At 72.0% G+C, this 23247-nt stretch carries 17 protein-coding genes and 2 riboswitches; of the genes, 6 read left to right on the top strand and 11 right to left on the bottom strand.

The genetic code is table 11. The features are described from left to right. Nucleotides 1-47 precede the first annotated feature (47 nt). The 5 genes from AB0Q96_RS20775 to AB0Q96_RS20755 form a co-directional block, all read right to left on the bottom strand. Nucleotides 48-2234, bottom strand: a complete 2187-nt coding sequence (locus AB0Q96_RS20775; RefSeq protein ID WP_365327445.1) for a discoidin domain-containing protein — start codon at nt 2232-2234, stop codon at nt 48-50. 159 nt (nt 2235-2393) lie between these two features. Beyond that, nucleotides 2394-3764, bottom strand: coding sequence for a GH1 family beta-glucosidase (locus tag AB0Q96_RS20770; protein ID WP_365327443.1), 1371 nt, complete (start codon nt 3762-3764; stop codon nt 2394-2396). An 83-nt stretch (nt 3765-3847) separates the two neighbouring features. Beyond that, nucleotides 3848-4687, bottom strand: a complete 840-nt coding sequence (locus tag AB0Q96_RS20765) for a carbohydrate ABC transporter permease (protein ID WP_365327699.1) — start codon at nt 4685-4687, stop codon at nt 3848-3850. Between the two features lie 73 nt (nt 4688-4760). After that, nucleotides 4761-5753 (bottom strand): sugar ABC transporter permease, encoded by a 993-nt coding sequence (locus AB0Q96_RS20760; protein ID WP_365327441.1) that lies wholly within the window; start codon nt 5751-5753, stop codon nt 4761-4763. A gap of 11 nt (nt 5754-5764) precedes the next feature. Then, complete coding sequence (locus AB0Q96_RS20755) at nt 5765-7084, bottom strand: sugar ABC transporter substrate-binding protein (RefSeq protein WP_365327439.1); 1320 nt, start codon at nt 7082-7084, stop codon at nt 5765-5767. A 168-nt stretch (nt 7085-7252) separates the two neighbouring features. On the opposite strand from AB0Q96_RS20755, the gene AB0Q96_RS20750 reads away from it, so the two are divergent. From AB0Q96_RS20750 to AB0Q96_RS20735, 4 genes are all read left to right on the top strand, one after another. Next, complete coding sequence (locus AB0Q96_RS20750) at nt 7253-8563, top strand: ROK family transcriptional regulator (RefSeq protein ID WP_365327437.1); 1311 nt, start codon at nt 7253-7255, stop codon at nt 8561-8563. 281 nt (nt 8564-8844) lie between these two features. Then, on the top strand, nt 8845-10830 hold the full coding sequence (locus AB0Q96_RS20745; RefSeq protein WP_365327435.1) for an FG-GAP-like repeat-containing protein: 1986 nt from the start codon (nt 8845-8847) through the stop codon (nt 10828-10830). 248 nt (nt 10831-11078) lie between these two features. After that, nucleotides 11079-11333 carry a hypothetical protein gene (locus tag AB0Q96_RS20740; RefSeq protein WP_365327433.1) on the top strand — a complete coding sequence of 85 codons (255 nt, stop codon included), beginning with the start codon at nt 11079-11081 and terminating at the stop codon, nt 11331-11333. After that, nucleotides 11330-12277, top strand: coding sequence for a hypothetical protein (locus AB0Q96_RS20735; protein WP_365327431.1), 948 nt, complete (start codon nt 11330-11332; stop codon nt 12275-12277). The genes AB0Q96_RS20740 and AB0Q96_RS20735 overlap by 4 nt, the downstream gene beginning before the upstream one ends. Nucleotides 12278-12338: 61 nt before the next feature. Here the strand turns inward: AB0Q96_RS20735 and AB0Q96_RS20730 are convergent, their stop codons facing one another. Next, nucleotides 12339-13820, bottom strand: a complete 1482-nt coding sequence (locus tag AB0Q96_RS20730; protein ID WP_365327429.1) for a glycoside hydrolase — start codon at nt 13818-13820, stop codon at nt 12339-12341. 125 nt (nt 13821-13945) lie between these two features. Further along, nucleotides 13946-14320 carry an FKBP-type peptidyl-prolyl cis-trans isomerase gene (locus AB0Q96_RS20725; RefSeq protein WP_365327427.1) on the bottom strand — a complete coding sequence of 125 codons (375 nt, stop codon included), beginning with the start codon at nt 14318-14320 and terminating at the stop codon, nt 13946-13948. A gap of 281 nt (nt 14321-14601) precedes the next feature. Here AB0Q96_RS20725 and AB0Q96_RS20720 point away from each other — a divergent pair, with 281 nt between their 5' ends. Continuing rightward, nucleotides 14602-15345 (top strand): alpha/beta hydrolase, encoded by a 744-nt coding sequence (locus AB0Q96_RS20720; RefSeq protein ID WP_365327425.1) that lies wholly within the window; start codon nt 14602-14604, stop codon nt 15343-15345. A 50-nt stretch (nt 15346-15395) separates the two neighbouring features. Here the strand turns inward: AB0Q96_RS20720 and AB0Q96_RS20715 are convergent, their stop codons facing one another. From AB0Q96_RS20715 to metE, 4 genes are all read right to left on the bottom strand, one after another. Then, a complete protein-coding gene (locus AB0Q96_RS20715; RefSeq protein WP_365327423.1) occupies nt 15396-16208 on the bottom strand; it encodes an ABC transporter ATP-binding protein in 813 nt (270 codons plus the stop codon). Then, the gene (locus AB0Q96_RS20710; RefSeq protein ID WP_365327697.1) at nt 16205-17239 is read right to left on the bottom strand and encodes an iron chelate uptake ABC transporter family permease subunit; all 1035 of its coding nucleotides are present in this window, start codon (nt 17237-17239) and stop codon (nt 16205-16207) included. Before AB0Q96_RS20710 ends, AB0Q96_RS20715 begins: the two co-directional genes overlap by 4 nt. Nucleotides 17240-17313: 74 nt before the next feature. Next, nucleotides 17314-18372, bottom strand: a complete 1059-nt coding sequence (locus AB0Q96_RS20705) for an ABC transporter substrate-binding protein (RefSeq protein ID WP_365327421.1) — start codon at nt 18370-18372, stop codon at nt 17314-17316. Between the two features lie 88 nt (nt 18373-18460). Continuing rightward, a riboswitch (cobalamin riboswitch) is annotated at nt 18461-18584 on the bottom strand. 91 nt (nt 18585-18675) lie between these two features. After that, nucleotides 18676-21006 (bottom strand): 5-methyltetrahydropteroyltriglutamate--homocysteine S-methyltransferase, encoded by a 2331-nt coding sequence (gene metE, locus AB0Q96_RS20700; protein ID WP_365327419.1) that lies wholly within the window; start codon nt 21004-21006, stop codon nt 18676-18678. Nucleotides 21007-21169: 163 nt separating this feature from the next. Further along, a riboswitch (cobalamin riboswitch) is annotated at nt 21170-21394 on the bottom strand. A 138-nt stretch (nt 21395-21532) separates the two neighbouring features. Between metE and AB0Q96_RS20695 the strand changes: the two genes are divergently transcribed. Continuing rightward, nucleotides 21533-23182, top strand: coding sequence for an alpha/beta hydrolase (locus AB0Q96_RS20695; RefSeq protein ID WP_365327417.1), 1650 nt, complete (start codon nt 21533-21535; stop codon nt 23180-23182). Nucleotides 23183-23247: the final 65 nt, after the last annotated feature.

The following is a 23247-nucleotide window of genomic DNA, read 5'->3' as shown; positions in this document are numbered from 1 at the left end:
GGCCGGAGCCGCGCCGCCGTCACGGGGGCGCGGCTCCGGCGGGGCCGTCAGGGGAAGCTGACGACGGTCGAGGGGACGGTCGCGGTGCCCTCGGTGGGGGCGCCGGTCTCGTTGATGACGTGGTTGAACTGTCCGTTGCCGCCGAGCGAGACGGTCAGCAGGCCGTGGAACCTCACGCCGGGCTTCACCGGGGCCTTGAAGCCGTGGTCCTGACGGATCGTCGGGTCGACGTTGTAGTAGCAGTAGCTGCCGAGGCCCCAGCCCTCGTGGGTGGTCACGGAGTCGTCGACGCGGTAGGCGGCGTACCCCTTGGTGGCGCCGTTCTGGACGGCGGCCTGGTTCGGGGCGTCGTACGCCTTCTCGTTCTGGAAGAAGACGGTGCGCCCGCGGTCGCCGTACCACTCGACGTCGTACTTGTTGAAGTGCTCCACGAACAGGCCGGTGGCGAGCACGTCGTCGCCGTTGACGCGGACGCCGTAGTCGGCCCGGTTGGTCTCCCAGCCGACGCCCTCGCCGTGGTCGGCGCGCCAGACCCAGGTGTGGTCCACGATCGTGTCGTCGTTGTTGACGACGATGCCGACGGTGGCCTTGCCGGGGCCCGCGCCGCCGACCCGGACGTAGACGTCCTGGACGGTGGTGGGGTCGGCGGCGTGGTCGGCGCCGGCGTTCGGCGGGCCGACCTCCAGGAGGGACGGCGAGTTGACCGGGCCCGCGTCGAGCAGGAAGCCCGCGAGCCGGACGCCGTCGACGTCGGCGACGCGCATCGCGGTGACCCCGTTGTCCGGGACGAGCGTGGCCAGGCCGAGGCCGAGGACGATCGTGCCGGCCCGGTTCACCTCGACGGTCCGGTCGAGGTGGTAGACGCCGGGCGTGAAGAGCAGGTGCAGGCCCTGGGCGAGCGCCTGGTTGAGGGTGGCGGCGGTGGCGCCGGGCCTGACCACGTAGAACTGGCTCAGCGGGATCCTCGTGCCCTGCGGGGCGCCGTTCGCCCAGGTGGTGCCGCGGGCGTTGGTCCGCTTCGCCGGGGAGAACACCTTGTACTGGTTGTCCTCCCAGATCAGGTACGGCTTCTCGCGGGAGACCGGGGTGGTGTCGAGGGTGGTGTACCGCGGCTCGGGGAAGGACTGGGCGGGGGCGCCCTCGGTGCCGGAGAACACCTGGTTCCAGACGGAGTTGGACCAGCCGCCGATGGAGCTGTCGCGGGTGTACCACTGTTGCTGGGAGTAGTTCCCGACCTGGCCGTCGATCTTCGAGTCGGCGATGTAGCCGCCGCTGGCCCAGCCGTAGCCGTTGGGCGCCAGGTTGAGCCCGCCCTTGACGTGCATGCGGCGGAACGAGGAGGCCTGGGCGACGGCCCAGCGGTCCGTGCCGTTCACCGGGTTCAGGGCGAGGCCCTCGGCGCCGCGCCAGAAGTTCTGGGTGGCGTTGCCGTTGAACCAGCCCGCGTCGACGGTGACGTCGCCGTTGATGGTGGTGTCGTCGGAGCGGACGCCGAGTCCGGCGATCTGCGTGTAGAAGCCGAGTTGGGCGTTGAGGCCGTTGTACGTGCCCGGCTTGAAGAGGAACGCGTGCCGGCCGCTGCCGAACTGGGCCGACTCCTGCTGCCGGAAGACGTCGTCGAGCTGTCCCTGGATGTTCGGCGTGGACGGGTCGACGACGTGCACGTTGGGGCCGAGGTCGCCGCCGCCCGGCAGGGGCGTGCCGCCGCCGGCCGGGGTGCCGTACACCTGGAACTCCCACAGGGAGTAGCCCCAGGCGGTGCCCCGGGCGAGGCCGTTCATCCGGACGTAGCGGCCGGTGCCGGAGAGGGCGACGTCGTCGGTGCCGCCGTCGCCGCCGGTCACCGTGGTGACGGTGCGCCAGTCGGTGCCGTTGTCCGAGGTCTGGATCTGGTAGCTCCTGCCGTAGGCGGCCTCCCAGGTCAGGACGGCGCCGCTGAGGGTGGCGCTCCGGCCGAGGTCGACCTGGAACCACTGGGCGTCGGTCCAGTCGCTCGCCCACCGGGTCCCGGTGAGGTCGCCGTCGACGGCGCCGCCCGCCGTGAACGGGCCTTCGACGGAGGAGGCGGTGGCCGGCTTCCCCTGGGAGAGCAGGGCCGGGGCGGCGGAGGCCGTCGCGGCGGGGACGACCGCGAGGAGGGCGCCGGTGAGCGCGGCGACGAGGGCGCCGACGGTGGCCCGCCGGACGGTGGAGGCGGGGCGCCGGAAGACCGGCGGGGACCCGACGGAAGACATGGGGGCTCCTGGGGGAGTGGGGGATGGGGGGAGCGTTCTCAGAAACCTTGCCCGGCCCGGGAGTTGGGGGTCAAGGCGCGCGACAAGGCTTTTCTTTTGTCTTTCATTAAGTGGCGATTCCGGCTCTTCGGGGGGAAGGGCGGGGGAGAGGGGCAGAGGTCAGCCGTGGTTCGCGCGGTGGGCGCGGATGAGCTCCGCGTACCGCCGGCCGCTCGTCTTGACCGTCCGGCGCTGGGTCGCGTAGTCCACGTGCACCAGCCCGAAGCGCTTGTCGTAGCCGTAGGCCCACTCGAAGTTGTCGAGCAGGGACCAGGCGTAGTAGCCGGCCAGCGGGGCGCCCTTGCGCACGGCGCGCGCGCAGGCCGCGAGGTGCTGCTCCAGGTAGCGGGTGCGGTCCGGGTCGTGCACCTGCCCGTCGGGGCCGGCGGTGTCGGGGAAGGCGCAGCCGTTCTCCGTGACGTACAGCTCGCGCACGCCGTACTCCTCGGTGAGGCGGAGCAGGAGGGCCTCCAGGCCCCCGGCGTCGATCTGCCAGTCCATGCCGGTCCGCGGCACGTCCGGGAGCCGTACCGCGCGGGCGTACGGGACGGGGCCCGCCGGGTCGTCGGCGACGGTCTCCGGGAAGTAGTAGTTGAGGCCGTGCCAGTCGAGCGGGGCCGCGATCAGCTCCAGGTCGCCGGGGCGTTCGGGGAGTTCGACGCCGTACAGCTCGCGCATGTCGGCGGGGAAGCCGCGGCCGTGGACGGGGTCGAGCCACCAGCGGTTGGTGTGCCCGTCGGCGCGGCGGGCCGCCGCGACGTCCTCGGGGCGGGTGGAGGCGGGGGTGATGGTGGAGTGGTTGGTGACGAGACCGATCCGGGCGCCGGGCGCGGCGGCGCGGACGGCGGCGGTGGCGAGGCCGTGGCCGAGGAGCAGGTGGTAGGAGGCGCGGACGGCGGCGGTGAGGTCGGTCAGGCCCGGGGCCATCCGCCCCTCCAGGTGCCCGATCCAGGCCGAGCAGAGCGGCTCGTTGAGGGTGGCCCACCGGGTGACCCGGTCGCCGAGCCGCCCGGCCACGACGGAGGCGTAGGCGGCGAAGTGCTCGGCCGTGGCGCGCTCGGTCCAGCCGCCGCGGTCCTGGAGGGCCTGCGGCAGGTCCCAGTGGTAGAGGGTGACGTTCGGAGTGATGCCGGCGGCGAGGAGGGCGTCGACGAGCCGGTCGTAGAAGTCGAGCCCGGCCGCGTTGACGGGACCGTCGCCGCCGGGCACGACGCGCGGCCAGGCGATGGACATCCGGTACGCGTCGGTGCCGAGCTCCTTCATGAGCGCGATGTCCTCGGGCCAGCGGTGGTAGTGGTCGCAGGCCGTGTCGCCGTGGTCGGCGTTGTCGATCGCGCCGGGGGTGTGGCTGAAGGTGTCCCAGATCGAGGGGGCCCGCCCGTCCTCGGCGACGGCGCCCTCGATCTGGTAGGCGGAGGTGGCGGTGCCCCAGGCGAACTCCGCGGGGAAGGCCCCCAGGTCGAGCGTGCGGTGGTGGGTGGGTTCGGACACGGGGCACCTTTTCGTGACGGGCCGGAGGGCGGCGGGGAGGGTGGCGGGGAGGGCGGCTCGGACGGCGGGTGCGGCGGGGCGGGTCACTTGACCGCGCCCGCCGTGAGGCCGGTGACGAGGTAGCGCTGCAGGAGGAGGAACCCGGCGACGACGGGCACACTCACCACGAGGGAGGCGGCCATGACCTGGTTCCAGTAGACGTCGTTCTGGGTGGCGTAGCCCTGGAGGCCGACGGCCAGGGTCCTGGTGGTGTCGTCGGTCATGACGGAGGCGAAGAGGACCTCGCCCCAGGCCGTCATGAAGGCGTAGACGGCGACCGCGACGATCCCCGGGGTGGCGGCGGGCACGATCACCCGGAACAGGGCGCCGACCGGGCCGCAGCCGTCGACCTTCGCCGCCTCGTCGAGCTCCCGGGGGATCGAGTCGAAGTACCCGGTGAGCATCCAGACGGAGAAGGGCAGCGAGAAGGTCAGATAGGTGAGGATCAGGCCCTCGCGCGAGCCGAACAGCGCGATGCCGGTGGCGTTGCCGATGTTGACGTAGAGGAGGAAGAGCGGCAGCAGGAAGAGGATGCCGGGGAACATCTGCGTCGACAGGACGGTGACGGCGAAGACCCGCTTGCCGCGGAAGTCGTAGCGGCTGAGGGCGTACGCGGCGAAGATCGCGACGGTCACGGAGAGCACGGTCGCCGCCCCCGCCACGGTCAGCGAGTTCACGAAGTAGTCGGCGAGCGGGACGGTGTCCCAGATGTCGAGGTACGGGCGGACCGTGAGCCCCGAGGGGATCCACCGGAACTTCCCGGACACGTCCGACAGCGGCTTCAGGGAGCTGGACAGCATCACGTACACCGGCAGCAGCACGAAGCCGGTGAGCAGGGTGAGGACGATCCGGCGGGTCCACAGGAAGGAGCGCGGGGCGGCCATCGGGGAGCGGGGGGCGCGCCTGCGGGGGCCGGCCGCCGGGCGCGCGGCGAGCGCCGTGCCGCCGTGGTCGGGCTCAGGCATCGGAGGACTTCCTTCCCCTGGTGGTGAGCAGGAGGTAGACGCCCGTGACGAGGAGCAGGAAGAGCAGGAGCAGCACGGACATCGCCGATCCGGTGCCGAAGTTCCACGTCTGGAAGGACGCCTGGTAGATGTGCAGGGAGACGAGGTCGGCCGCTTCCGGTGCCGCCTTGCCGAAGAGCACGAACGGCGTGTTGAAGTCGTTGAAGGTCCACAGGAACAGCACCAGGACGAGCACCTGGTTGACCTGCCGCAGCGACGGCAGGGTGATGTGGCGGACCTGCCGCCACACACCGGCGCCGTCGAGGGCGGCGGCCTCGTACATGTCCCGGGGGATGTTCTGCAGGCCGGCCATGACGGTGAGGAAGGCGAACGGCCAGCCCTTCCAGACGGAGACGACGAGCAGGGCCCAGAAGCTGTTGTCGCCGATGAGCCAGAACGGCGGGCTGCCGCCGATGCCGAGCTGGTCGTGCAGCACGTGGTTGATCAGGCCGTTGTCCCGCTGGAACATGAACGCCCAGGTGATGACCGCGGCGTAGACCGGCAGGGCGTACGGGACGAGGAAGAGGGTCCGCAGGACGCCCCGGCCGCGGAAGTTCTCCTGGAGGAGGACGGCGGCGGCCGTGCCGAGGAGCCAGCACAGGGCGACCGACGCCAGGGTGAACAGGCAGGTGGTGAGGAAGGACTTCAGGAGCGCCTGGCCGACGGGCGCGTCGAAGTCGACCGAGACGCGGTAGTTGTCGAGGCCGGCCCAGGGCGCGGCGGACCAGTCCCGGAGGAAGAACTGGGTGAGCTCCTTGAAGCTCATGCCGATGCCCATGAGCATCGGGATGAGGTGTACGAGGAGTTCGAGGACGAGCGCGGGGATCAGCAGCAGGTACGGGAGGGCGATGCGGCGGCGCCCGGGGCGGCGCGGCGCGGGCGCCTCACCGGGTGCGGCCTCGGGCACCGCGCGCTCACTCCGCCGAGTGACGGCGGTCTGGGTCATGGCGGCGCCGCCTACTTCTTCGGCATCTGCTGCTGGGCCTTGTCCAGTTCGGCCCGGACGGACTCCGTGGTGACGGGTCGGCCGGCGGCGGCGTCGGCGAAGAGCTTCTTCACCGCGGTGCCGACGACCGTCTCGAACTGGGACTCCTCCGGGACCTGCGGCAGGGCGGCGGCGCTGGTGGCGAGGGTGTCGCGGATGACCGCGAGGGAGGCCGTGCCGAAGGCTGCGTCGGCCTGCGCGGTCTTGACCGGCGGGACGGAGCCGTACGTCTTGTTGAGGAGGATCTGCTCCTCGTCACCGGTCATGAACTTCACGAACCGGAGGGCGCCGTCCAGGTTCCTGGTGTTCTTGAAGACGGAGATGTTGATGCCGGCGACCATCGAGTTGGTCCGCGTGCCCGAGCCGGGCGTCCCGGACGGGACGGGGGCCGGGACGACGCCCCACTCCTCGGGCTTCATGCCCTGGGCGGCGAAGGTCTGCGAGGGCGTCTGCCACAGGACCATGCCGGTGCGGTTCTTGGCGAAGTCGGAGAGCGACTGGTTCTGCGCGTACTCGGCGTCGCCGGGCGCGACGATCTTCGAGGCGCCCATCAGGTCGACGTACTGCTTGACCGCGGCGACGGCACCGTCGGAGGTGAAGTCGGGCTTGCCGTCCGGGGTGAAGAAGTCGGCGCCGTGCTGCTTGCCGAGGACGAACACCTGGTGGATGTTGTTGGCGAGGTTGGAGCCCTCGACCCCGATGCCCCACTTCCCGTCCTCGCGCAGCCTCCTGCCCGCGGCGTCGACCTCGTCCCAGGTGGTCGGGGGCTTCGCTATGCCGGCGTCGGCGAACATCTTCTTGTTGTAGTAGAGCGCGTAGGCCATGGAGTAGAGCGGTACGGCGGCCGGGTCCTGGCCGGGGGCGCCGGTGGAGCCGAGGGCGGACTCGACGAAGCGGTCCTTGCCGCCGATCGCGCCGAAGTTCTTCGCGTCCCAGGGCAGCAGGGCGCCGGTCGACTGGAGCGAGGCGCTCCAGGTGTTGCCGATGTTGAGGACGTCGGGGCCCTGGCCGGAGGTGGTGGCGGTGAGGATGCGGTTGAGCAGGTCGGACCAGGGGATGACCTCCAGCTCGACCTTGATCCCGGTGCTCTTCTCGAACTTCGCGAGCTCGGGCAGGAGGGTCCTCTTGTCGGCCTCCAGGCTGGGGCCCTGGTTCGTGGCCCAGTAAGTGAGCGTCCGTGGACGGGAGTCGGAGCCACCCGAGCCGTCGGCGGTGCCGCCGCCGCAGGCGGTGACGGCGAAGGCGAGGGAGAGGGTGACGGCACCGGTGACGGCGGCTCTGAATGTGCGCATGCTCCAGGACCCTTCAGGGACGACGGGAGGACCGAAACGGTGGGCGGGCCCGGCCGCCTCCGTGGCATCGGCTTAATTTAGGATGTGAGTTAAACCTCACGAGAAGGTCGCGTCAAGGGTTGGAATCCGGGTATGTTGCACCCAAGGACTTCAGAGACGGGAACCCACGTGCACGCGACACATGGCCGTACGGTGCGTGACCTGCGGCGCGAGAACCGCACCGCGGTACTGCGCACGCTGTACTTCGACGGACCGATGAGCCGTCTGATGCTCGGGCCCGCCGTCGGGTTGAGCTCCGGATCGGTCAGCAACGTCGTCGCCGAGCTCGTCGCGGAGGGCCTGGTCGAGGAGGCCGGCAGCGTCGACTCGGCCGGCGGACGCCCCCAGACCCTGCTGCGGATCAGCCCCGGCAGCGGCTGCATGATCGGCGTCGACGTCGGCGAAACCCGCGTCAGGGTCGAGCTGTTCGACCTCACCCTCAACGAACTCGCCCGCACCGAGCGGGCCTTGGCCAGCTCCGGTCCCCGAACCGCCCGCTACGACGTGGATCTGGTGGTCCGTCACGTCCGCGACGGCATCGCGGAGGTCCTGCGCGCGGCGCGGGTCACGCCCGAACAGCTCCTCGGCGTCGGCGTCGGCGTCCCCGGCATCATCGCCTACACCCCCGAAGAGGGCGCCGTCGTCCACGGCCAGACCGTCGGCTGGGACGCCGTCCCCTTCGAGCGCCTGCTGCGCCGGGCCGTCGACCTCCCCGACAGCGTCCCCTACTGGATCGACAACGGCGCCAAGACCCTCGGCCAGGCCGAGATGTGGTTCGGCGCCGGACGCGGCGCCCGCAGCGCCGTCACCGTCCTCTTCGGCTCCGGCGTCGGCGCCTGCGTCGTCACCGACCCGCTCGGATCCGGCCGCGCCCTCGAATGGGGCCACCTCACCGTCAGCGTCCGGGGACGCCGCTGCCGTTGCGGCTCCCAGGGCTGCCTCGAAGCGTACGCGGGCGCCGAATCCCTCCTGGAGCGCTGGGCCGAGGCCGGTGGCCGGCCGCCCGCCGGCGCCGACGAGGAGACCGCCCTCACCGCGATGCTCGCCGCCGCCTACCCGGCCGAGGGCTCGGGAGCCGCCCCCGACGCCACGGCCCTGGCCGTCCTGGAGGAGACCGCCGAGTACCTCGGCGCCGGCTTCTCCGACCTCATCAACCTCTTCCAGCCCGAACGCATCCTCGTCGGCGGCTGGGCCGGCCTCCAGCTCGGCACCCGCTTCCTCGACACCGTCACCCGGCACGCCACCCGGTACGCGCTGCGCTATCCGGCGAGCCGCACCAGCGTGTCCCTCGGCACCCTGGGCCCCGAAGCGGTCACCGTCGGCGCCGCCCTCCTGCCCCTCGCCGACTTCTTCGCCCGCGGCGGCCGCCGCCCCGAAACCACCCCGAGCGCCCCGACCCCGGCATGGCGGACGGCCCTGGCGGACCGGGTCACGCCCTAGGTCGTGTCCGGAAAGTCCCGCCTGGCTCTACTTTCCGGACACGACCTAGCCGGGCCATGGTGCGTTCCTGGCACGCTCCACAGCTACCGAGCGAATTGAGATAGCTTTTTTCAGAAGGATCTTGAATGATCCAAGGATCGACGGGCCCGCCGGCGCCGGTCGTCGTCCTTGTCACGGCTGTGGCGAGACGAACGATCCGGCCGGGCGAGGCTCGCTCCCCATGCACCCCCGACGAGGGGGTGCATTTTTCTCGTTCGACGGCAAGGGATGTGAAGAGCTGGATGAGGAGACCTTCCATAGCGGTGGGCTCGGCCGCGCTGTGCTTCGCTCTGCTCGGCCTGTCCATGGGCGCCGGCAGCGCGACCGCCGCGCCCGGGCAACCGGCAGGGACGGCCACGGCATTCGACGGCGCGGCGGATGCCTCGACCGTTGAGACGGCCCGACCGGGCACCGGTGCCCGGTCGGCCGGCACCGGTGCCCGTCACGACTACAACGGTGACGGCCGCAGCGATCTGGCCGCCTGGTACGACTACGCGGACGGGCACGACGCCGTACGCACCTTCCTCGCGGGCTCGAACGGCGCGTTCGCCGCGCCCGGGGTGGGCTGGGAGGCCCCCGCGGGCAACTACTGGGTCGAGAACATGAAGCGCCTCACCGGCGACTTCAACGGGGACGGCGTGGGCGACCTCGCCGCCTTCTACGGATACGAGGACGGCCGGGTCACCCTGCTGACCTGGGTCGGCCGTGGTGACGGCACCTTCGGGACTCCTCTCCATTCCTGGACCGCCGCGCCGGGCAACTGGAACTTCGACGCCATGACCGCCCAGGCCGGCGACTTCAACGGGGACGGCCGTGACGACGTCGCCGTCTGGTACGCCTACGGGGACGGCAGCGACAAGCTCTTCACGATGCTCGCCCGCCCGGACGGCGGTTTCGGCGCGCACAAGGCATCCTTCCAGCGGGCCCCTGGAGACGGCTGGTACGTCAACCGCATGAAGTTCGCCACCGGTGACTTCAACGGAGACGGTCGTGACGACCTCGCGGCGCTGTACGGGTACCGGGACGGCAGCGTGAAGCTGATGTACTGGGCCGGGCTGACCGACGGCGGGTTCGCCGAGCCCGTGCACGGCTGGGAGTCCACGGGCTGGACGTTCCGGCAGGCGAGTGTGCACGCGGGTGACTTCGACGGTGACGGCCGTGACGAACTGGCTGCCTGGTACGACTACGCGGACGGACACGACGCGGTGATCGGCTTCCGTCTCGGCACGGACGGGAAGTTCGGCGCCCGGCGGGACATGCTGGCCCTCCCGGCGGGCTCGTACGATCGTTCGCGTATGAAGATCGTCACCGGTGACTTCAACGGGGACGGCCGCGACGACCTGGCCACGCTCTACGGCTACGCCGACGGACGGGTGAAGACGATCACCTTCACCGCCAAGGCCGACGGTGACCTCAACAGTCCTCTGCACAGCTGGGAGTCCGAGCCCGGCAACTGGACCTTCAGCCAGGTCCACATGATGGAGGGGTACACCAGCCCCACCCTGCTGCCCTACTGTCCCGCGGTGTTCGGGCACGGCGGGTGGCCCAAGGAAGTGGGTGGCTGGCAGGAGGACCAGATCCGTGGAGCGAACCACCCCAGGGGCCTCGCCCAGGAGAAGAGCTGGGGCGCGGCCGGGGTGGAGGCCGATCTGCGGCTGACCAAGAACGGCACCAAGGCCGTGATGTGGCACAACAAAACCACCTACGGGCTGACCGGATCGTCCGATTCCATCTCGGAGCTGTCGTGGGCGAGCGGGACGAACCCGCTCAGTGGACGCACCATCGACCGCGGCCCTTACAAGGGTGAGACCGTGTACACGTTCCGCGAGTGGCTCGACAGCGCCAAGGCCCTCGGCATGGTCGTGCTGGTGGAACTGAAGGGGGAGACGAAGGAGGCCCTCACCAGCGGCGACGCGTCGATCCGGGAGACGGCCTGGAACGAGGTGCTCGCACCGATCGCGGAGCGCATCGGGTCCCAGGAGATCATGATCTACACGCATGACACGGACCTGGATCCGGTGCTCCAGAGCCGGGTCAGGGCCGCGGGCCTCTCCGCGGCCCTCACCGGTCTCCCCGACTGGTACGACGTCGTCGACTGGCAGGAGCCGCCCCCGCCGGCCTCCGGCAACTACGCCTCCTGGCAGCGGGCGCTGGACGCCGACGCGACCCGTCTGGCCACCTCGTGGACGCCGGGCCTCACCGACTGGATGCGCGGACGCTGCGTCTGACGTGCGCACCGGGCCGCGGGGGAGACGATGACGTTCGCTTCCCCCGCGGCCCGATGTTTTCCGCATGCCCCTCCACAGCCGGAGAACAGGGGAAAAGTAGCTCTGGGTGACGTTCGTGACGTTCCGCCACCGAAGTGGTTCCCTCGTCACCTCGTCATCGCCGCGGCCCGGCTGCACCCACGACGTATCGGTGGTTGAGTGGAATCAGGGGAACTGTATCCACCACCACGAGCCGAGGAGGTCGGGCCATGTCTGAGTTCAGGCTGGGCGATCGAATCGATGAGAGCGCGGAGTTCGTCAACGTTCCACCCCCTGTGGTCTTCAAGACCCAGCCGACCGGTTACGTTCGGCTGAAGAGCCCCGAGGAACTCCGGGCGTGGGAAGAGGCGGTGCGCCTGACCACGGGCCTGGAGATCGTCGCCGACAGCATGGCGGGCCACGTCTGCGAATCCGGCTGCGAAGTCAACCTCACCTCCCGCAGCGACATGTGTGACCTGGCATGATTCTGGCCGTCTCCTACCGTGAGGACCTGCACGCGGTCGCGGTACAGCACGCGGTGCGCGGTCGGGGTCATGACTTCCACATCGTGGAGTGCGACACCATCGGTGGTCGAGCGGCCCTGTCCTGGCAGTCCCACGGAGCCGGAGAGGGACACGCCCCCGGGAGGGCGACCCTGGTGACGTCCGAGGGCGCGACCGTGGACCCGGAGGAGGCGAGCCGTCTGTGGTGGCGGCGAGCCAGGGCCGATCAGGAGATCAGCGAGCGGGTGAGCAGTGACCACCAGCGCAGTCTGATCAACAACGACTGCCGCGGCGCGCTCGCGGGCGTCCTCGCCGCCTCCTTCCACGGGGACTGGATCTCGTCCCCCGAAGCGACCGACCGGTCCTCGGACAAGGTGTATCAACTGGCGGTGGCGAGGGAGGCGGGGTTCCGGGTGCCGCGGACCCTGATCTCGCAGTCACGTGAGGAGGTCGTCGCCTTCACCGAGGAAGTCGGGCGAGCCATCGTCAAACCCGTGGTCGGCGCCCCGGGACCTTCGCTCTACACGAGCTGGATCGAGGGAGCGGAGTCGATCCCCGAAGGCTCGTTCGAGGTCTGCCCCGCCACCTACCAGGAGTACATCGAGGGCGATCGGCACGTCAGGCTCAACTGCTTCGGTGACCGCATGTACGGGGCGCTCATCGCCACGGAGGCGCTCGACTGGCGCCCCGACCTCAATGTGCCCATCACGCCCTGGCCCGTTCCCGCAGCCGTGGGCAGGCAGGTCGAGGAAGTGCTGCGGCGGCTGGGACTCCGCATGGGCGTGGTGGATCTGAAACTCACACCGGAGGACGAGCCGGTGTGGCTCGAAGTGAATCCACAGGGCCAGTTCCTGTTCCTCGAACCACTCACCGGCCAGCCGCTGACCGAGCTCTTCGCCGACTTCCTGCTGTCCCCGGCGGCCTAGCGGGCCACCCGGCCGGCCGCTCACGCGGCGTACACCGGCCGGGTGTTCGTCGTTCCGCGGCTCAGATGTCGACGCCGCCGATCTCGAAGGTCTGCACGCTCTGCGCGTCGAACCAGGACCAGAAGCGCTTGCCGTGCAGGTACGTGTCGTCGTTGCGGTAGGCGTACCGCTGGGTGCCGCCGGTGGAGGTGCACCAGCGCTCCACGAGGGCCCCGTCGGTCGACACGGTGGTGAAGCGCGAGAGGTCGAAGTCGAGGTACTGCCCCGCGCCGTGGTTGGCGGCCACCAGGACCAGCTTGCGCGCGGACCGGTCGTAGGCGGCGACGACGTCGGGGTGACCGGACTCGATGATCCGCATGCCGGGCCGGATGTGGCGCATGTACTGGGCCAGGACGTAGTACTTCGTGTTGACGAGGCCCAGTTTGCCGTCGACGAGTTCGATGGGGCCCCAGCCGCCGCCGTTGCTGTTGTCGACGATCTGCCAGTGGATCCACGCGGTGGGGTGGAGCCAGCGCATGTCGTAGCCGATGTTCCGGGCGATGGTCATCCCGCTGGCGTCGCCGTCGGTGTACTCGGACATCCAGATCGGCTTCCCCGCCGCCGACGCCGCGGCGTGGAGCAGGTCGCGGCGGGTGTCGGCGCGGTAGCCGTGGACGTTGATCCGTCCGACGGCCTGCCGGGTGGCGGAGTCGAACTCGTTCCAGGCGGTCAGCGCGTAGTCGTAGCCGTTCTCGTCCATGGCCGGGATCTCCATCCAGGACAGGCCGCGGGCGTCGAGCTGCGTACGGGTCTCCCTGACGAGCCGCGCCTGCTGGGCGGGGTCGAAGAAGCAGCCCTCCTGGCCGCGGCCCATCTCCGGCGTCCACGGCAGGCACGGCTCGTTGACCGGCTGCACCGAGCGGAAGTCGATGCCCCAGTGGTCGTGGGCGTACCGGGCGACGGTGGCGAGATAGGCGGCGTGGCGCCCGTAGTTGCCGTCCTGGAGGTTGCTGGTCCAGCCCGCGTCGTAGCCGCGGGGGTCGTCGTTCCGCAGCATCCACCACATGGGCGAGTTGGAGAACAGCTCGAAGGTGTCCGCGCCGCGGTCCCTGGCCAGCCACATCATGTCGCGCTGGTTGGCGTCCGCGTACCAGTTCCAGCTGGCCGAGGAGGGATCAGCGTCGAACCAGTCGAGCTGGTAGCCCTCGATCTGCTTGTACCCGTCGATGCTCGGCGCGGGCTTCATCGTGCGCCCGTTGATGCTGTTCGTCCCCGACGCCCCGGCGTTGTAGCGGACGATGTTCAAGCCGAGCCCGGGCAGGCTCTGGCCCAGGAGCTGTACCGTGCCCCGCCCGAACAGGGCGTCCGCCAGCCGCGGATCCGGCCCCACCGCCTTGGCCCACCAGCTCAGCGAGGTGCCCCAGCCCTCCCACCGGCCCCGGTCGGTGGTGGGGTCGACGACCGTGGCGAAGTCCGCCCTCGCCGTTCCCGCGCCCAGGCCCGCCAGGGCGGCGGCGCCCGGTACGGCCGCCAGTCCACGCAGCACGTTCCGCCGGTTCAACATCACAAACCCCCACTGTCCCGTGAGCCCCCTTGGGCCCCGACGATTGTCAGGGACTCATCCAAGATCGACAACACCGGGCCGTGGCGGCGCCCGCCCGCCGCGCGCCGGGGCGCACCGGCGCCGCCTCAGACCGACAGCAGGTCCACCACGAAGACCAGGGTCGAACCCGCCGGGATCAAGGGCGAGGGCGACTGCTTGCCGTAGCCCAGACGCGGGGGAACGATGATCTCGCGCCGCCCGCCGACCCTCATCCCCCGCACCCCGCGGTCCCAGCCCTTGATGACCCGGCCGCCGCCCACGGCGAACTTGAACGGCTGGCCCCGGTCCCAGGAGGCGTCGAACTCCTTCCCGGACGCGAAGGTGACCCCGACGTAGTGGACCCGGACCACCATGCCCGGCTTCGCCTCGGCCCCCTCCCCGACGACCAGGTCCCGGACGGTCAGCTCGGTGGGAGCCTCGCCCTCCGGCACACGGACCTCGGGCTTCGTCAGTTCACTCATGTCAGCCTCATCACTCTTCGCCGGAATCCGTCGTACGCACCGGCCCGCCGCGCGGACGCTCCACGCGGCGGACGATCACACGTGGTCACGTTACCGAGAGTGCCGAACTCCGGGGCGCCTCGCAGGTTCTGCTAGCCTTCCGGAGGCCGTGCGACAGACAGAGGAGGTGGTACCCGTGAACGCAGCAGTTTCGACATGGGTGCTCCCCTCCGGGGTCACGGTCGGACGATAGGCAAGGTCGTCCGGGAGCGCCGTTCCGAGCCCTCCCGAAAGGCACGACCGTGCACTTCACCTCTCAGACCCTCCTCGACGACGGCGTCCTCGAACGCGCCTTCACCCTCGGCGGGATCCCCGGCATCCTCTGGACGCCCGCACCCGCGCCCGCTTCAGGGCCGACCCCGCTGATCCTGATCGGCCACCCCCCGCTCGGACTGCGCCGGATGTACCCGCGCCTGGCCGGACGCGCCCGGTACTACGCGGCGGAGTACGGCTTCGCCGCGGCCACCATCGAGCTCCCCGGGAGCGGCGACCGGCCCCGCCGGCCCGCCACCGAGCAGGCCCGCGCGGACCTGCGGCGGGCGACGGAGGCCGGCGGACCGGTCCCCGGCGAGATCGTCGACGCGCTCGTCCTCCCGCTGGTCGAGGAGGCCGTCCCGGAATGGCGGACCGCCCTCGACGCCCTCCTCGCACTGCCCGGGATCGACGGCCCGGTCGGGTACGAGGGAGGCGTGATCTCGATCGGCATCCGGCTGGCGGTGACCGAGCCGCGCATCGTGGCCGCCGGCCTCTTCGCCGGCAGTCTCGTCCCCGCCGCCATGTTCGAGGAGGCCCGCCGGGTCACCATCCCGCTGCACGTCCTGCTCCAGTGGGACGACGAGGGCAACGACCGACAGGCGGCCCTGGACCTGTTCGACGCCTTCGCCACCAAGGAGAAGACCCTGCACGCCAACATGGGCGGACACACCGGCGTACCGCAGTTCGAACTCGACCCCGGGGCGCGGTTCTTCGCCCGGCACCTGCGCTAGCCGGCAGGGAGGAGGCGGCACGGACCGGCCGGCGCCCCCCGCCGGTCCGTTCACCCGCCCGTGAGCGCCGTGCCGAGGAAGCGGATGTGCGGGCGGCCGTCCGGGCCGGGGCGGGTCACGGAGGCGCGGACGCCGTAGACGTCCGCGACGAGCCGCTCCGTGAGGACCTCCTGGACCGGCCCGGCGGCCACCACCCGGCCCCCGCGCAGGACCACCACGTGATCGCAGTACATCGCCGCGAGGTTGAGGTCGTGCAGGGCCGTGACGCAGGTGAGGCGCAGGCCCGAGATCAGGGTCAGCAGATCCAGCTGGTGCTGGATGTCGAGGTGGTTCGTCGGCTCGTCGAGGAGGAGCTCGCGGGGCTCCTGCGCGAGGGCGCGGGCGAGGTGCACGCGCTGCCGCTCGCCGCCGGACAGGGTGCGCCACGTGCGGTGCGCGAGGCCGGTCAGCCCGGTACGGGCGAGCGCGGACCGCACGGCCTCCTCGTCGGCGGCCGTCGTCGGCGACCAGGCCCGGCGGTGCGGGATCCGGCCGAGCCGTACGGCGTCGGCCACCGTGAGGTCGACCTGGGTGTCGGCGTTCTGCTCGACGACGGCGACGCGCCGCGCGAGAGCACGGCGCGGGACCTCGGCCAGCGGGTCGCCGTCCAGGGTCACGACCCCGGCGTCCGGCGCGAGGACACCGGCCAGCAGCCGCAGCAGGGTCGACTTCCCCGAACCGTTCGGGCCCAGCAGGCCGGTGAGCGTGCCGGGGCGCGGCGCCAGGGTCACGCCGTCCAGGACGAGGGCGCCGCCGGCCGTGCGGGAGACCCCTTCGGCCCGCAGCCCCGTACCCCCGCCGGGGCGGATCGGCGCGTCGGTCATCGCGTGCTCCTCGTGCGGTACAGGACGAGGACGAACGCGGGGACGCCGACGATCGAGGTGACCACACCGACCGGGACCTCCTGAGGGTCGAGCACCGTACGCGCGAGGGTGTCGGCCCACACCAGGAACACCGCCCCGGCCAGCGCGGACAGCGGCAGCAGCCGGGCGTGACCGGGTCCGGCGAGGGCCCGGATCGCGTGCGGCAGGACCAGGCCGACGAAGCCGATCGCGCCCGCGGAGGAGACCAGGACCGCGGTCAGCAGGGCCGTCACCGACAGGAGGAGCAGACGGGTCCGGCCCACGGAGACACCGAGCGCCGCCGCAGCGTCCTCGCCGAACGCGAACGCGTCCAGGGTCCTGGCGTGCCCGAGGCACACCGCGAGGCCGACGGCGAGGACGGCGGCGCACACCCCGACGTCGGTCCAGCCCGCTCCGCCGAGCGAGCCGAGCAGCCAGAAGAGGATCCCCCGGGTGGTCTCGGCGTCGGCGGCGGTCATCACCACGAACGAGGTGAGGGCCGAGAACAGCTGCATCGCCGCCACCCCCGCCAGCACGACCCGGTCGGTCGACCCGCCCAGCAGGTGACTGAGGACCAGGACCAGGGCGAAGGAGCACAGCGCGCCGAGGAACGCGCCCCCGGTGACGGACAGCAGGCCCCCGCCCGCCCCGAGGACGACGACCGCGACCGCCCCGGTCGACGCGCCGGACGAGACGCCGAGGACGAACGGGTCGGCCAGCGGATTGCGCAGCAGGGACTGCATCACCGCCCCGCACACCGCGAGGCCCGCTCCGCACACGGCCGCGAGCAGCGTGCGGGGCAGCCGCAGGTCCCAGACGATGCCCTCCCGGATCGCGCTCAGACCCGACGGCCCGCCCCCGAGGCGGGAGACGACCACCGCCCAGGAGTCCGCGACGCGGAGGTCGGCCGGACCGATCGTCACGGCCAGCGCGACCGAGACGCACAGGAGGACGATCCCGCCCACCACGGCGACCGGCGCGAGCGCCCGGGAGGAGCGGACGGCGTCCCGCACGGACGCGGGCACCGCCGCCGGGCGGGCCGCGGCGTCCCGGCTCGGCGCGGCCACGGTCTCCGGTCCCGGCCGGGTCACTTCGCGAGACCGTACGTCTTCAGCGCGGCGGCGACCTTCTCGATGCCCTCGACGGTGCGGAGGGTCGGGTTCATGGCCTGCCCGCTGAGGACCACGTACCGCTTCTTCCGCACGGCCGTCATGTTCCGGGTGACGGGGTGGCTCTCCAGGAACGCGATCTTCTTCGCGGCGCTCTCGGCCGACTGCGCCTTGCGGGTCAGATCGGCGATCACCAGCACGTCCGGATCGCGGTCGGCGACGGTCTCCCAGTTGATCTGCGGCCACTCCTCCTTCGTGTCGTCGAAGACGTTCCTCACCCCGAGCGCCCCGCTGACGATCCCCGGCGCGCCGCAGCACCCGGCCATGTACGGGCCCTGGGAGTCGGAGAACCAGTACAGGACGGAGGCGTCGCCGAAGTCGGCCCCGGCCGTGGCCTTCGCGACCCGGGCGCGGAGCTCCCCGACCAGCCGCTCGCCGCGTTCCGGCACGCCGAACACCCGGGCGAGGTCGCGGATCTCCCCGTACACGGTGTCCATGGTCAGCGGCTTCGTCCGCACGCCGTCGCCGTCGCCGGTGTTGTCCTTGCCGACGCAGTCGGTGGGGGAGAGGTAGGTGGGGACGCCCAGCTCCGCGAACCGCTCGCGCGGGGCGACACCGCCCTTGCCCAGGGTGTAGAGGAAGGAGGCGCTGACGAAGTCGGGCTCGGTGTCGAGGACCTTCTCGAACGACGGGTAGCGGTCGGCGAGCCGGGGCACGGAGGCGTTCGCCTTCTCCAGTCCCTTGAGGACCGGGTCGGTCCAGGTGGCGGTGCCCACCATCCGGTCGGCGAGGCCGAGGGAGAGCAGGATCTCGGCCGATCCCTGGTCGAGGGCGACGGCACGGCGCGGCGCGCGGTCGACCTCGACCCCCTGCCCGCAGTTGTCGAGCCGGACCGGATAGCCGGCGCCCGCCCCCGCCGCCCCGGGCGCGGCCGCCGCGCCGCCGGCACCGGCCCCGGGACCGGTGCCGCAGCCGGCGACGAGGACGGCACCGGCCACGAACAGCACGGCGGAACGGACGGAGTGTGCGAAGGGCACGGAAGGAGTCCTCTGCGTCACGGCTCATGCGCGGAGCCTGTCGTACGGTGCTCCCCGGGCGACGGCGCGCGACGCCAGGGCCGCCAGCAGGTCTTCGGACTCGGGGTCGTCCGGACGGAGCGCCTTCCCAGACCCCTCGGGGCCCAGTGGCCGATGCTCCGCCCGTCACCCTCACCGCTGCGCGTCAGCTCCGGATTCCCACCGGATTCCCTGACCCGTGCACATACCGTGTCGATACGTACAGAGGTGCGACTGGCCCGGGCAAGTTACCACAGGCCCTCCGCCGCCCTGACGGACCGTCCGTCAGGAGGGGGCCCCGGTGGCGGACACCTCGCCGCGCACGGTACGGGCCGCCGCGACCAGGTGCTCCAGGGAGGCGCGGGTCTCGGCCCAGCCCCGGGTCTTCAGACCGCAGTCGGGGTTGACCCAGAGCCGCTCGGCGGGGATCGCCCGGAGTCCCGTGCGGAGCAGGGCGGCGGCCTCCTCCGTGGACGGGACGCGCGGGGAGTGGATGTCCCAGACGCCGGGTCCGGCCTCGCGCGGGTAGCCGTGGGCGGCGAGCTCCCGGGCGACCTGCATGTGGGAACGGGCCGCCTCCAGGCTGATGACGTCGGCGTCGAGGTCGTCGATGGCCCGCACGATGTCGCCGAACTCGGCGTAGCACATGTGGGTGTGGATCTGGGTGTCCGGCCGCACCCCCGCGGTGGTCAGCCGGAACGCCTCGGTCGCCCAGGCGAGGTACGCCGGACGGTCGGCGGCCCGCAGCGGCAGGGTCTCGCGCAGCGCGGGCTCGTCGACCTGGATGACGGAGGTGCCGGCGGCCTCCAGGTCGCGCACCTCGTCGCGCAGCGCGAGGGCCACCTGCCGGGCGGTGTCGGCGAGCGGCTGGTCGTCGCGGACGAAGGACCAGGCCAGCATGGTGACCGGGCCGGTGAGCATGCCCTTGACCGGCTTGTCGGTGAGCGACTGCGCGTACGCGGTCCAGCGCACGGTCATCGGCGCGGGGCGGGAGATGTCGCCGGCGAGGATCGGCGGACGGACGTAGCGGGTGCCGTACGACTGCACCCAGCCGTGCTGGGTGGCCAGGTAGCCGGCGAGCTGCTCGGCGAAGTACTGGACCATGTCGTTGCGTTCGGGCTCGCCGTGCACCAGGACGTCGAGTCCGGTCTTCTCCTGGAAGGAGACGACCTCCTGGATCTCCGTCTTGATGCGCTCCTCGTAGGCGACGGTGTCGATCCGCCGGGCGCGCAGGTCCGCGCGGGCGGCGCGCAGTTCGGCGGTCTGCGGGAAGGACCCGATGGTGGTCGTCGGCAGCAGCGGCAGGCCGAGGTGGGCCCGCTGGGCGGCGGCCCGCTCGGGGTAGGGCCGGGAGCGGCGGCCGTCCGCGTCGGTGACGGCCCGGACCCGGGCGCGTACGGCGGGATCGCGGGTGAGGGGAGAGGCGGCGCGGGCGGAGCGCGCGCTCCGGTTGGCGGCCAGTTCGTCGCCGATGGCGTCGGTGCCCAGGGAGAGGCCCTTGGCCAGGGCGACGACCTCGTCCGTCTTCTGCCGGGCGAAGGCGAGCCAGCTCAGGACCCGCGGGTCGACGTCCCGCTCGGCCGCGGCGTCGAGCGGCACATGGAGCAGCGAGCAGGAGGCGGACACGTCCACGTGGCCGGCGAGCCCGAGGAGGGTGCCGAGGGTGGTGAGGGAGCCCTTCAGGTCGTTGACCCAGACGTTGCGGCCGTCGACCACGCCGGCGACGAGCCGCTTGCCGGGCAGTCCGCCGACGGCCGCGAGTCCTTCGAGGTTCGCGGCGGCCGGCCCGGTGAAGTCGAGCGCGAGTCCTTCGACCGGCGCCTTGGCCAGCACCGGGAGGGCGTCGCCCAGCCGGTCGAAGTAGGAGGCGACGAGCAGCTTCGGCCGGTCCCCGGCGGCGCCGAGCTCACGGTAGGCCCGGGCGGCGGCGCCGAGTTCGGCGGGCGCGCGGTCCTGCGCCAGCGCCGGTTCGTCGATCTGCACCCACTCCGCGCCCGCGGCCCGGAGGTCGGCGAGGACCTCGGCGTAGACGGGCAGCAGGCGGTCCAGCAGTGTCAGCGGCCGGAAGTCCGCCGGCACGCCGGGGGCGGGCTTGGCCAGCAGGAGGTACGTGACCGGCCCGACCAGCACGGGGCGCGCGGTCAGCCCCAGCGCGAGGGCCTCGCGGAGCTCGGCGACCTGCTTGGCGGAGTTCGCCGAGAAGACCGTGTCAGGACCCAGTTCGGGGACGAGGTAGTGGTAGTTGGTGTCGAACCACTTGGTCATCTCCAGCGGGGCCACGTCCTGGGTGCCGCGGGCCATGGCGAAGTAGCCGTCCGTCGCGTCGGCCGCCACGGCCTCCTGGTGACGGCCCGGGATCGCGCCCACCATCACCGTGGTGTCGAGGACGTGGTCGTAGTACGAGAAGTCACCGGTCGGCACTTCGGCGACGCCGGCGTCGGCGAGTTGCAGCCAGTTGGTCCGGCGCAGTCCGGCGGCGGTGTCCCGGAGGGCGTCGGCGGTGACGCGGCCCTTCCAGTACCCCTCGATCGCCTTCTTGAGTTCGCGGTTCCGCCCCTGACGGGGGTAGCCGTACACGGTGGCCCGTGCTGCCGCGGCTGTGGACTTCGTGGTCACGGAGATCTCCTTCGCGAGATGGATCCCTGAGGTCCGGAGACCGGACGAGGGGCGAAGAGAGACCGGGGACAGGCGGATCCGGCCGCGCGCGGCACAGCGCGCTCGTCCGCCTGTATGGTCGCCGACCCGCCCTCGAGGTCACCGGATGGCCGCGCGCGGAATCGTCCGCGTGCGGGCAACGGGCAGGTCTTCGGACTCGCGGGCACGTCCCGTCGAAACGAGACACCTACTGGCCGTCGCTTCCCAGGTCCGGTACGTCGGACCCAGTGCTGTGTGACGGCGGTCGTTCCCACTCACCGCTGCGGGGCAGTCCCGGATTCCCACCGGGTTCCCTCTTACGACGCATCCCGCCTGGCGGACGGGGCGAACCAGCTGCGTGCTCACTGTAGACCACGGACCCGCGCGTCGGGGTCGGATCCTCCTCTGGGGGGACCCGAAGCCGTACTTCGGGGGGATTCGGGCAAGTCGCCTATGAGCAAGGGTTCTTGGGACCGAACACCCACCTCCCGCGAGGATCCCCATCATCGTGCGAAGCACCCGAACGACGTCCGTCGTGGCCCTCGGCGCCATCGCGACGCTCCTCCCCGTCCTCACTCCCGCGGTGGCCTCGGCGGCCGGACCGGCCTCCCGGACCGCCGCCACCACGCCCGCCGCCTCCCCCTTATCCGACCCGCTCGCGCGCTACGGACACCAGAAGCCGCGCTGGAGCCGCTGTGACGCCGAAGGACCGGCGGAGTACCAGTGCGCGACGATCAAGGTGCCGCTGGACTACGCCCGTCCGAACGGGCGCACGCTCGACCTGGCGATCTCCCGGACGAAGGCCACGAGCGCGCGCGACCGGCGCGGGGTGCTGCTGCTGAATCCCGGCGGGCCCGGCGGATCGGGCCTCGACATGCCGGTCTGGATGGCATCGATGCTGTCGGACGACGTGAAGAAGCGGTACGACCTGATCGGCTTCGATCCCCGGGGCGTCGGCCGGAGCAGCCCGGTGAGCTGTGGCCTGAACGACGCCGAGGCGGCCTGGCAACGCCCGTACAAGGCTGCGACGTTCACGAAGGACGTCCAGTGGGCGCGGACCGTCGCGGAGAAGTGCCGGGCGCGGAACGGCGCCGCCCTCGCGCACCTCACCACCCGCGACACGGCCCGGGACATGGACGTCATCCGCGCCGTGCTCGGCGAGAGGAAGATCTCGTACCTCGGCTACTCCTACGGCACCTATCTGGGCGCCGTCTACACGCAGTTGTTCCCGAAGCGCGCCGACCGGTTCGTCCTCGACAGCGCGGTCGACCCGCAGCGGATCTGGCGCGGCATGATCCAGATATGGGCCGAGGGCGCGGAACCGGCGTTCACCCGCTGGACCGGCTGGGCCGCCGAGCGGAACGCGACGTACGGGCTCGGCGCCACCCCGGCCGAGGTCGGCGCGACCTTCTGGGCGCTGGTCGCCCGGGCGGACCGTGAGCCGATCGTGCTCGACGGCGTCAGCCTGACGGGCGACGACATCCGGCTCGGGGCGCGGGCCGTCTTCTTCGACGTGGCCTATGCCGCCGAGGCGGTCGTACGGCTCAAGGACGCCGCCGAGGGCCGGACTCCGGCACCGGCGAGGTACGGCACGCCGTTCGCCCCCGCGCCCTCGGCCGGCGCCCGCCCCGCCGGCGCTCCGGCCGGTGCCCCCGCCGTCCCGGCGGACAACATGGACGCGGCCTTCTGGTCCGTGGTGTGCGCCGACACCCGTGCCTGGCCGCGCGACCCGGAGCAGTACCGGCGCGACGCGATCCGCGACAAGCGCAGGTACCCGCTGTACGGGGACTTCGCGTCGAACATCAAGCCGTGCGCGTTCTGGCGGGGCGGGGCCGAGCCCGCCACCGAGGTGAACAACGCCGTCGGCGCCCTCGTCCTGCAGAACGAGTGGGACTCGCAGACGCCCCTGGCCAGTGGGCAGGGGCTGCGCCGGGCGATGAAGGGGGCCCGGATGGTCACCGTCCTCGGCGGCCAGGGCCACGGCGTCTACGGGCTGGGATCCTGCGCCGACGCGACCGCCACGGCCTACCTGGTGACGGGCCGTCTGCCCGCCGCCGACCTCAGCTGCCGGACCCCGGCCGGCCAGGCCCACCGCTCCACCGGGCTCCCGCTGCCGACCCTCCCGCAGCGCCTCCCGATCGGGCAGAGCCGCTTCTGACCCCGCTCCGCACGGCTGTGCGGGTGGGGCCCCGCGCGGTGGGGCCCCACCCTCACCGGCACGTC

The organism is Streptomyces sp. NPDC093111, from assembly GCF_040683955.1.
Lineage (GTDB): Bacteria > Actinomycetota > Actinomycetes > Streptomycetales > Streptomycetaceae > Streptomyces.
This window is presented reverse-complemented; position numbering and strand designations above follow the sequence as displayed.

What these genes read in the sequence shown, in the direction of transcription:
- AB0Q96_RS20725 (WP_365327427.1), bottom strand. Translation starts at nt 14,320, where the DNA reads ATGAGTGAACTGACGAAGCCCGAGGTCCGTGTGCCGGAGGGCGAGGCT.
- AB0Q96_RS20755 (WP_365327439.1), bottom strand. Translation starts at nt 7,084, where the DNA reads ATGCGCACATTCAGAGCCGCCGTCACCGGTGCCGTCACCCTCTCCCTC.
- AB0Q96_RS20765 (WP_365327699.1), bottom strand. Translation starts at nt 4,687, where the DNA reads ATGGCCGCCCCGCGCTCCTTCCTGTGGACCCGCCGGATCGTCCTCACC.
- AB0Q96_RS20715 (WP_365327423.1), bottom strand. Translation starts at nt 16,208, where the DNA reads ATGACCGACGCGCCGATCCGCCCCGGCGGGGGTACGGGGCTGCGGGCC.
- AB0Q96_RS20735 (WP_365327431.1), top strand. Translation starts at nt 11,330, where the DNA reads ATGATTCTGGCCGTCTCCTACCGTGAGGACCTGCACGCGGTCGCGGTA.
- AB0Q96_RS20745 (WP_365327435.1), top strand. Translation starts at nt 8,845, where the DNA reads ATGAGGAGACCTTCCATAGCGGTGGGCTCGGCCGCGCTGTGCTTCGCT.
- AB0Q96_RS20775 (WP_365327445.1), bottom strand. Translation starts at nt 2,234, where the DNA reads ATGTCTTCCGTCGGGTCCCCGCCGGTCTTCCGGCGCCCCGCCTCCACC.
- AB0Q96_RS20760 (WP_365327441.1), bottom strand. Translation starts at nt 5,753, where the DNA reads ATGACCCAGACCGCCGTCACTCGGCGGAGTGAGCGCGCGGTGCCCGAG.
- AB0Q96_RS20740 (WP_365327433.1), top strand. Translation starts at nt 11,079, where the DNA reads ATGTCTGAGTTCAGGCTGGGCGATCGAATCGATGAGAGCGCGGAGTTC.
- AB0Q96_RS20730 (WP_365327429.1), bottom strand. Translation starts at nt 13,820, where the DNA reads ATGTTGAACCGGCGGAACGTGCTGCGTGGACTGGCGGCCGTACCGGGC.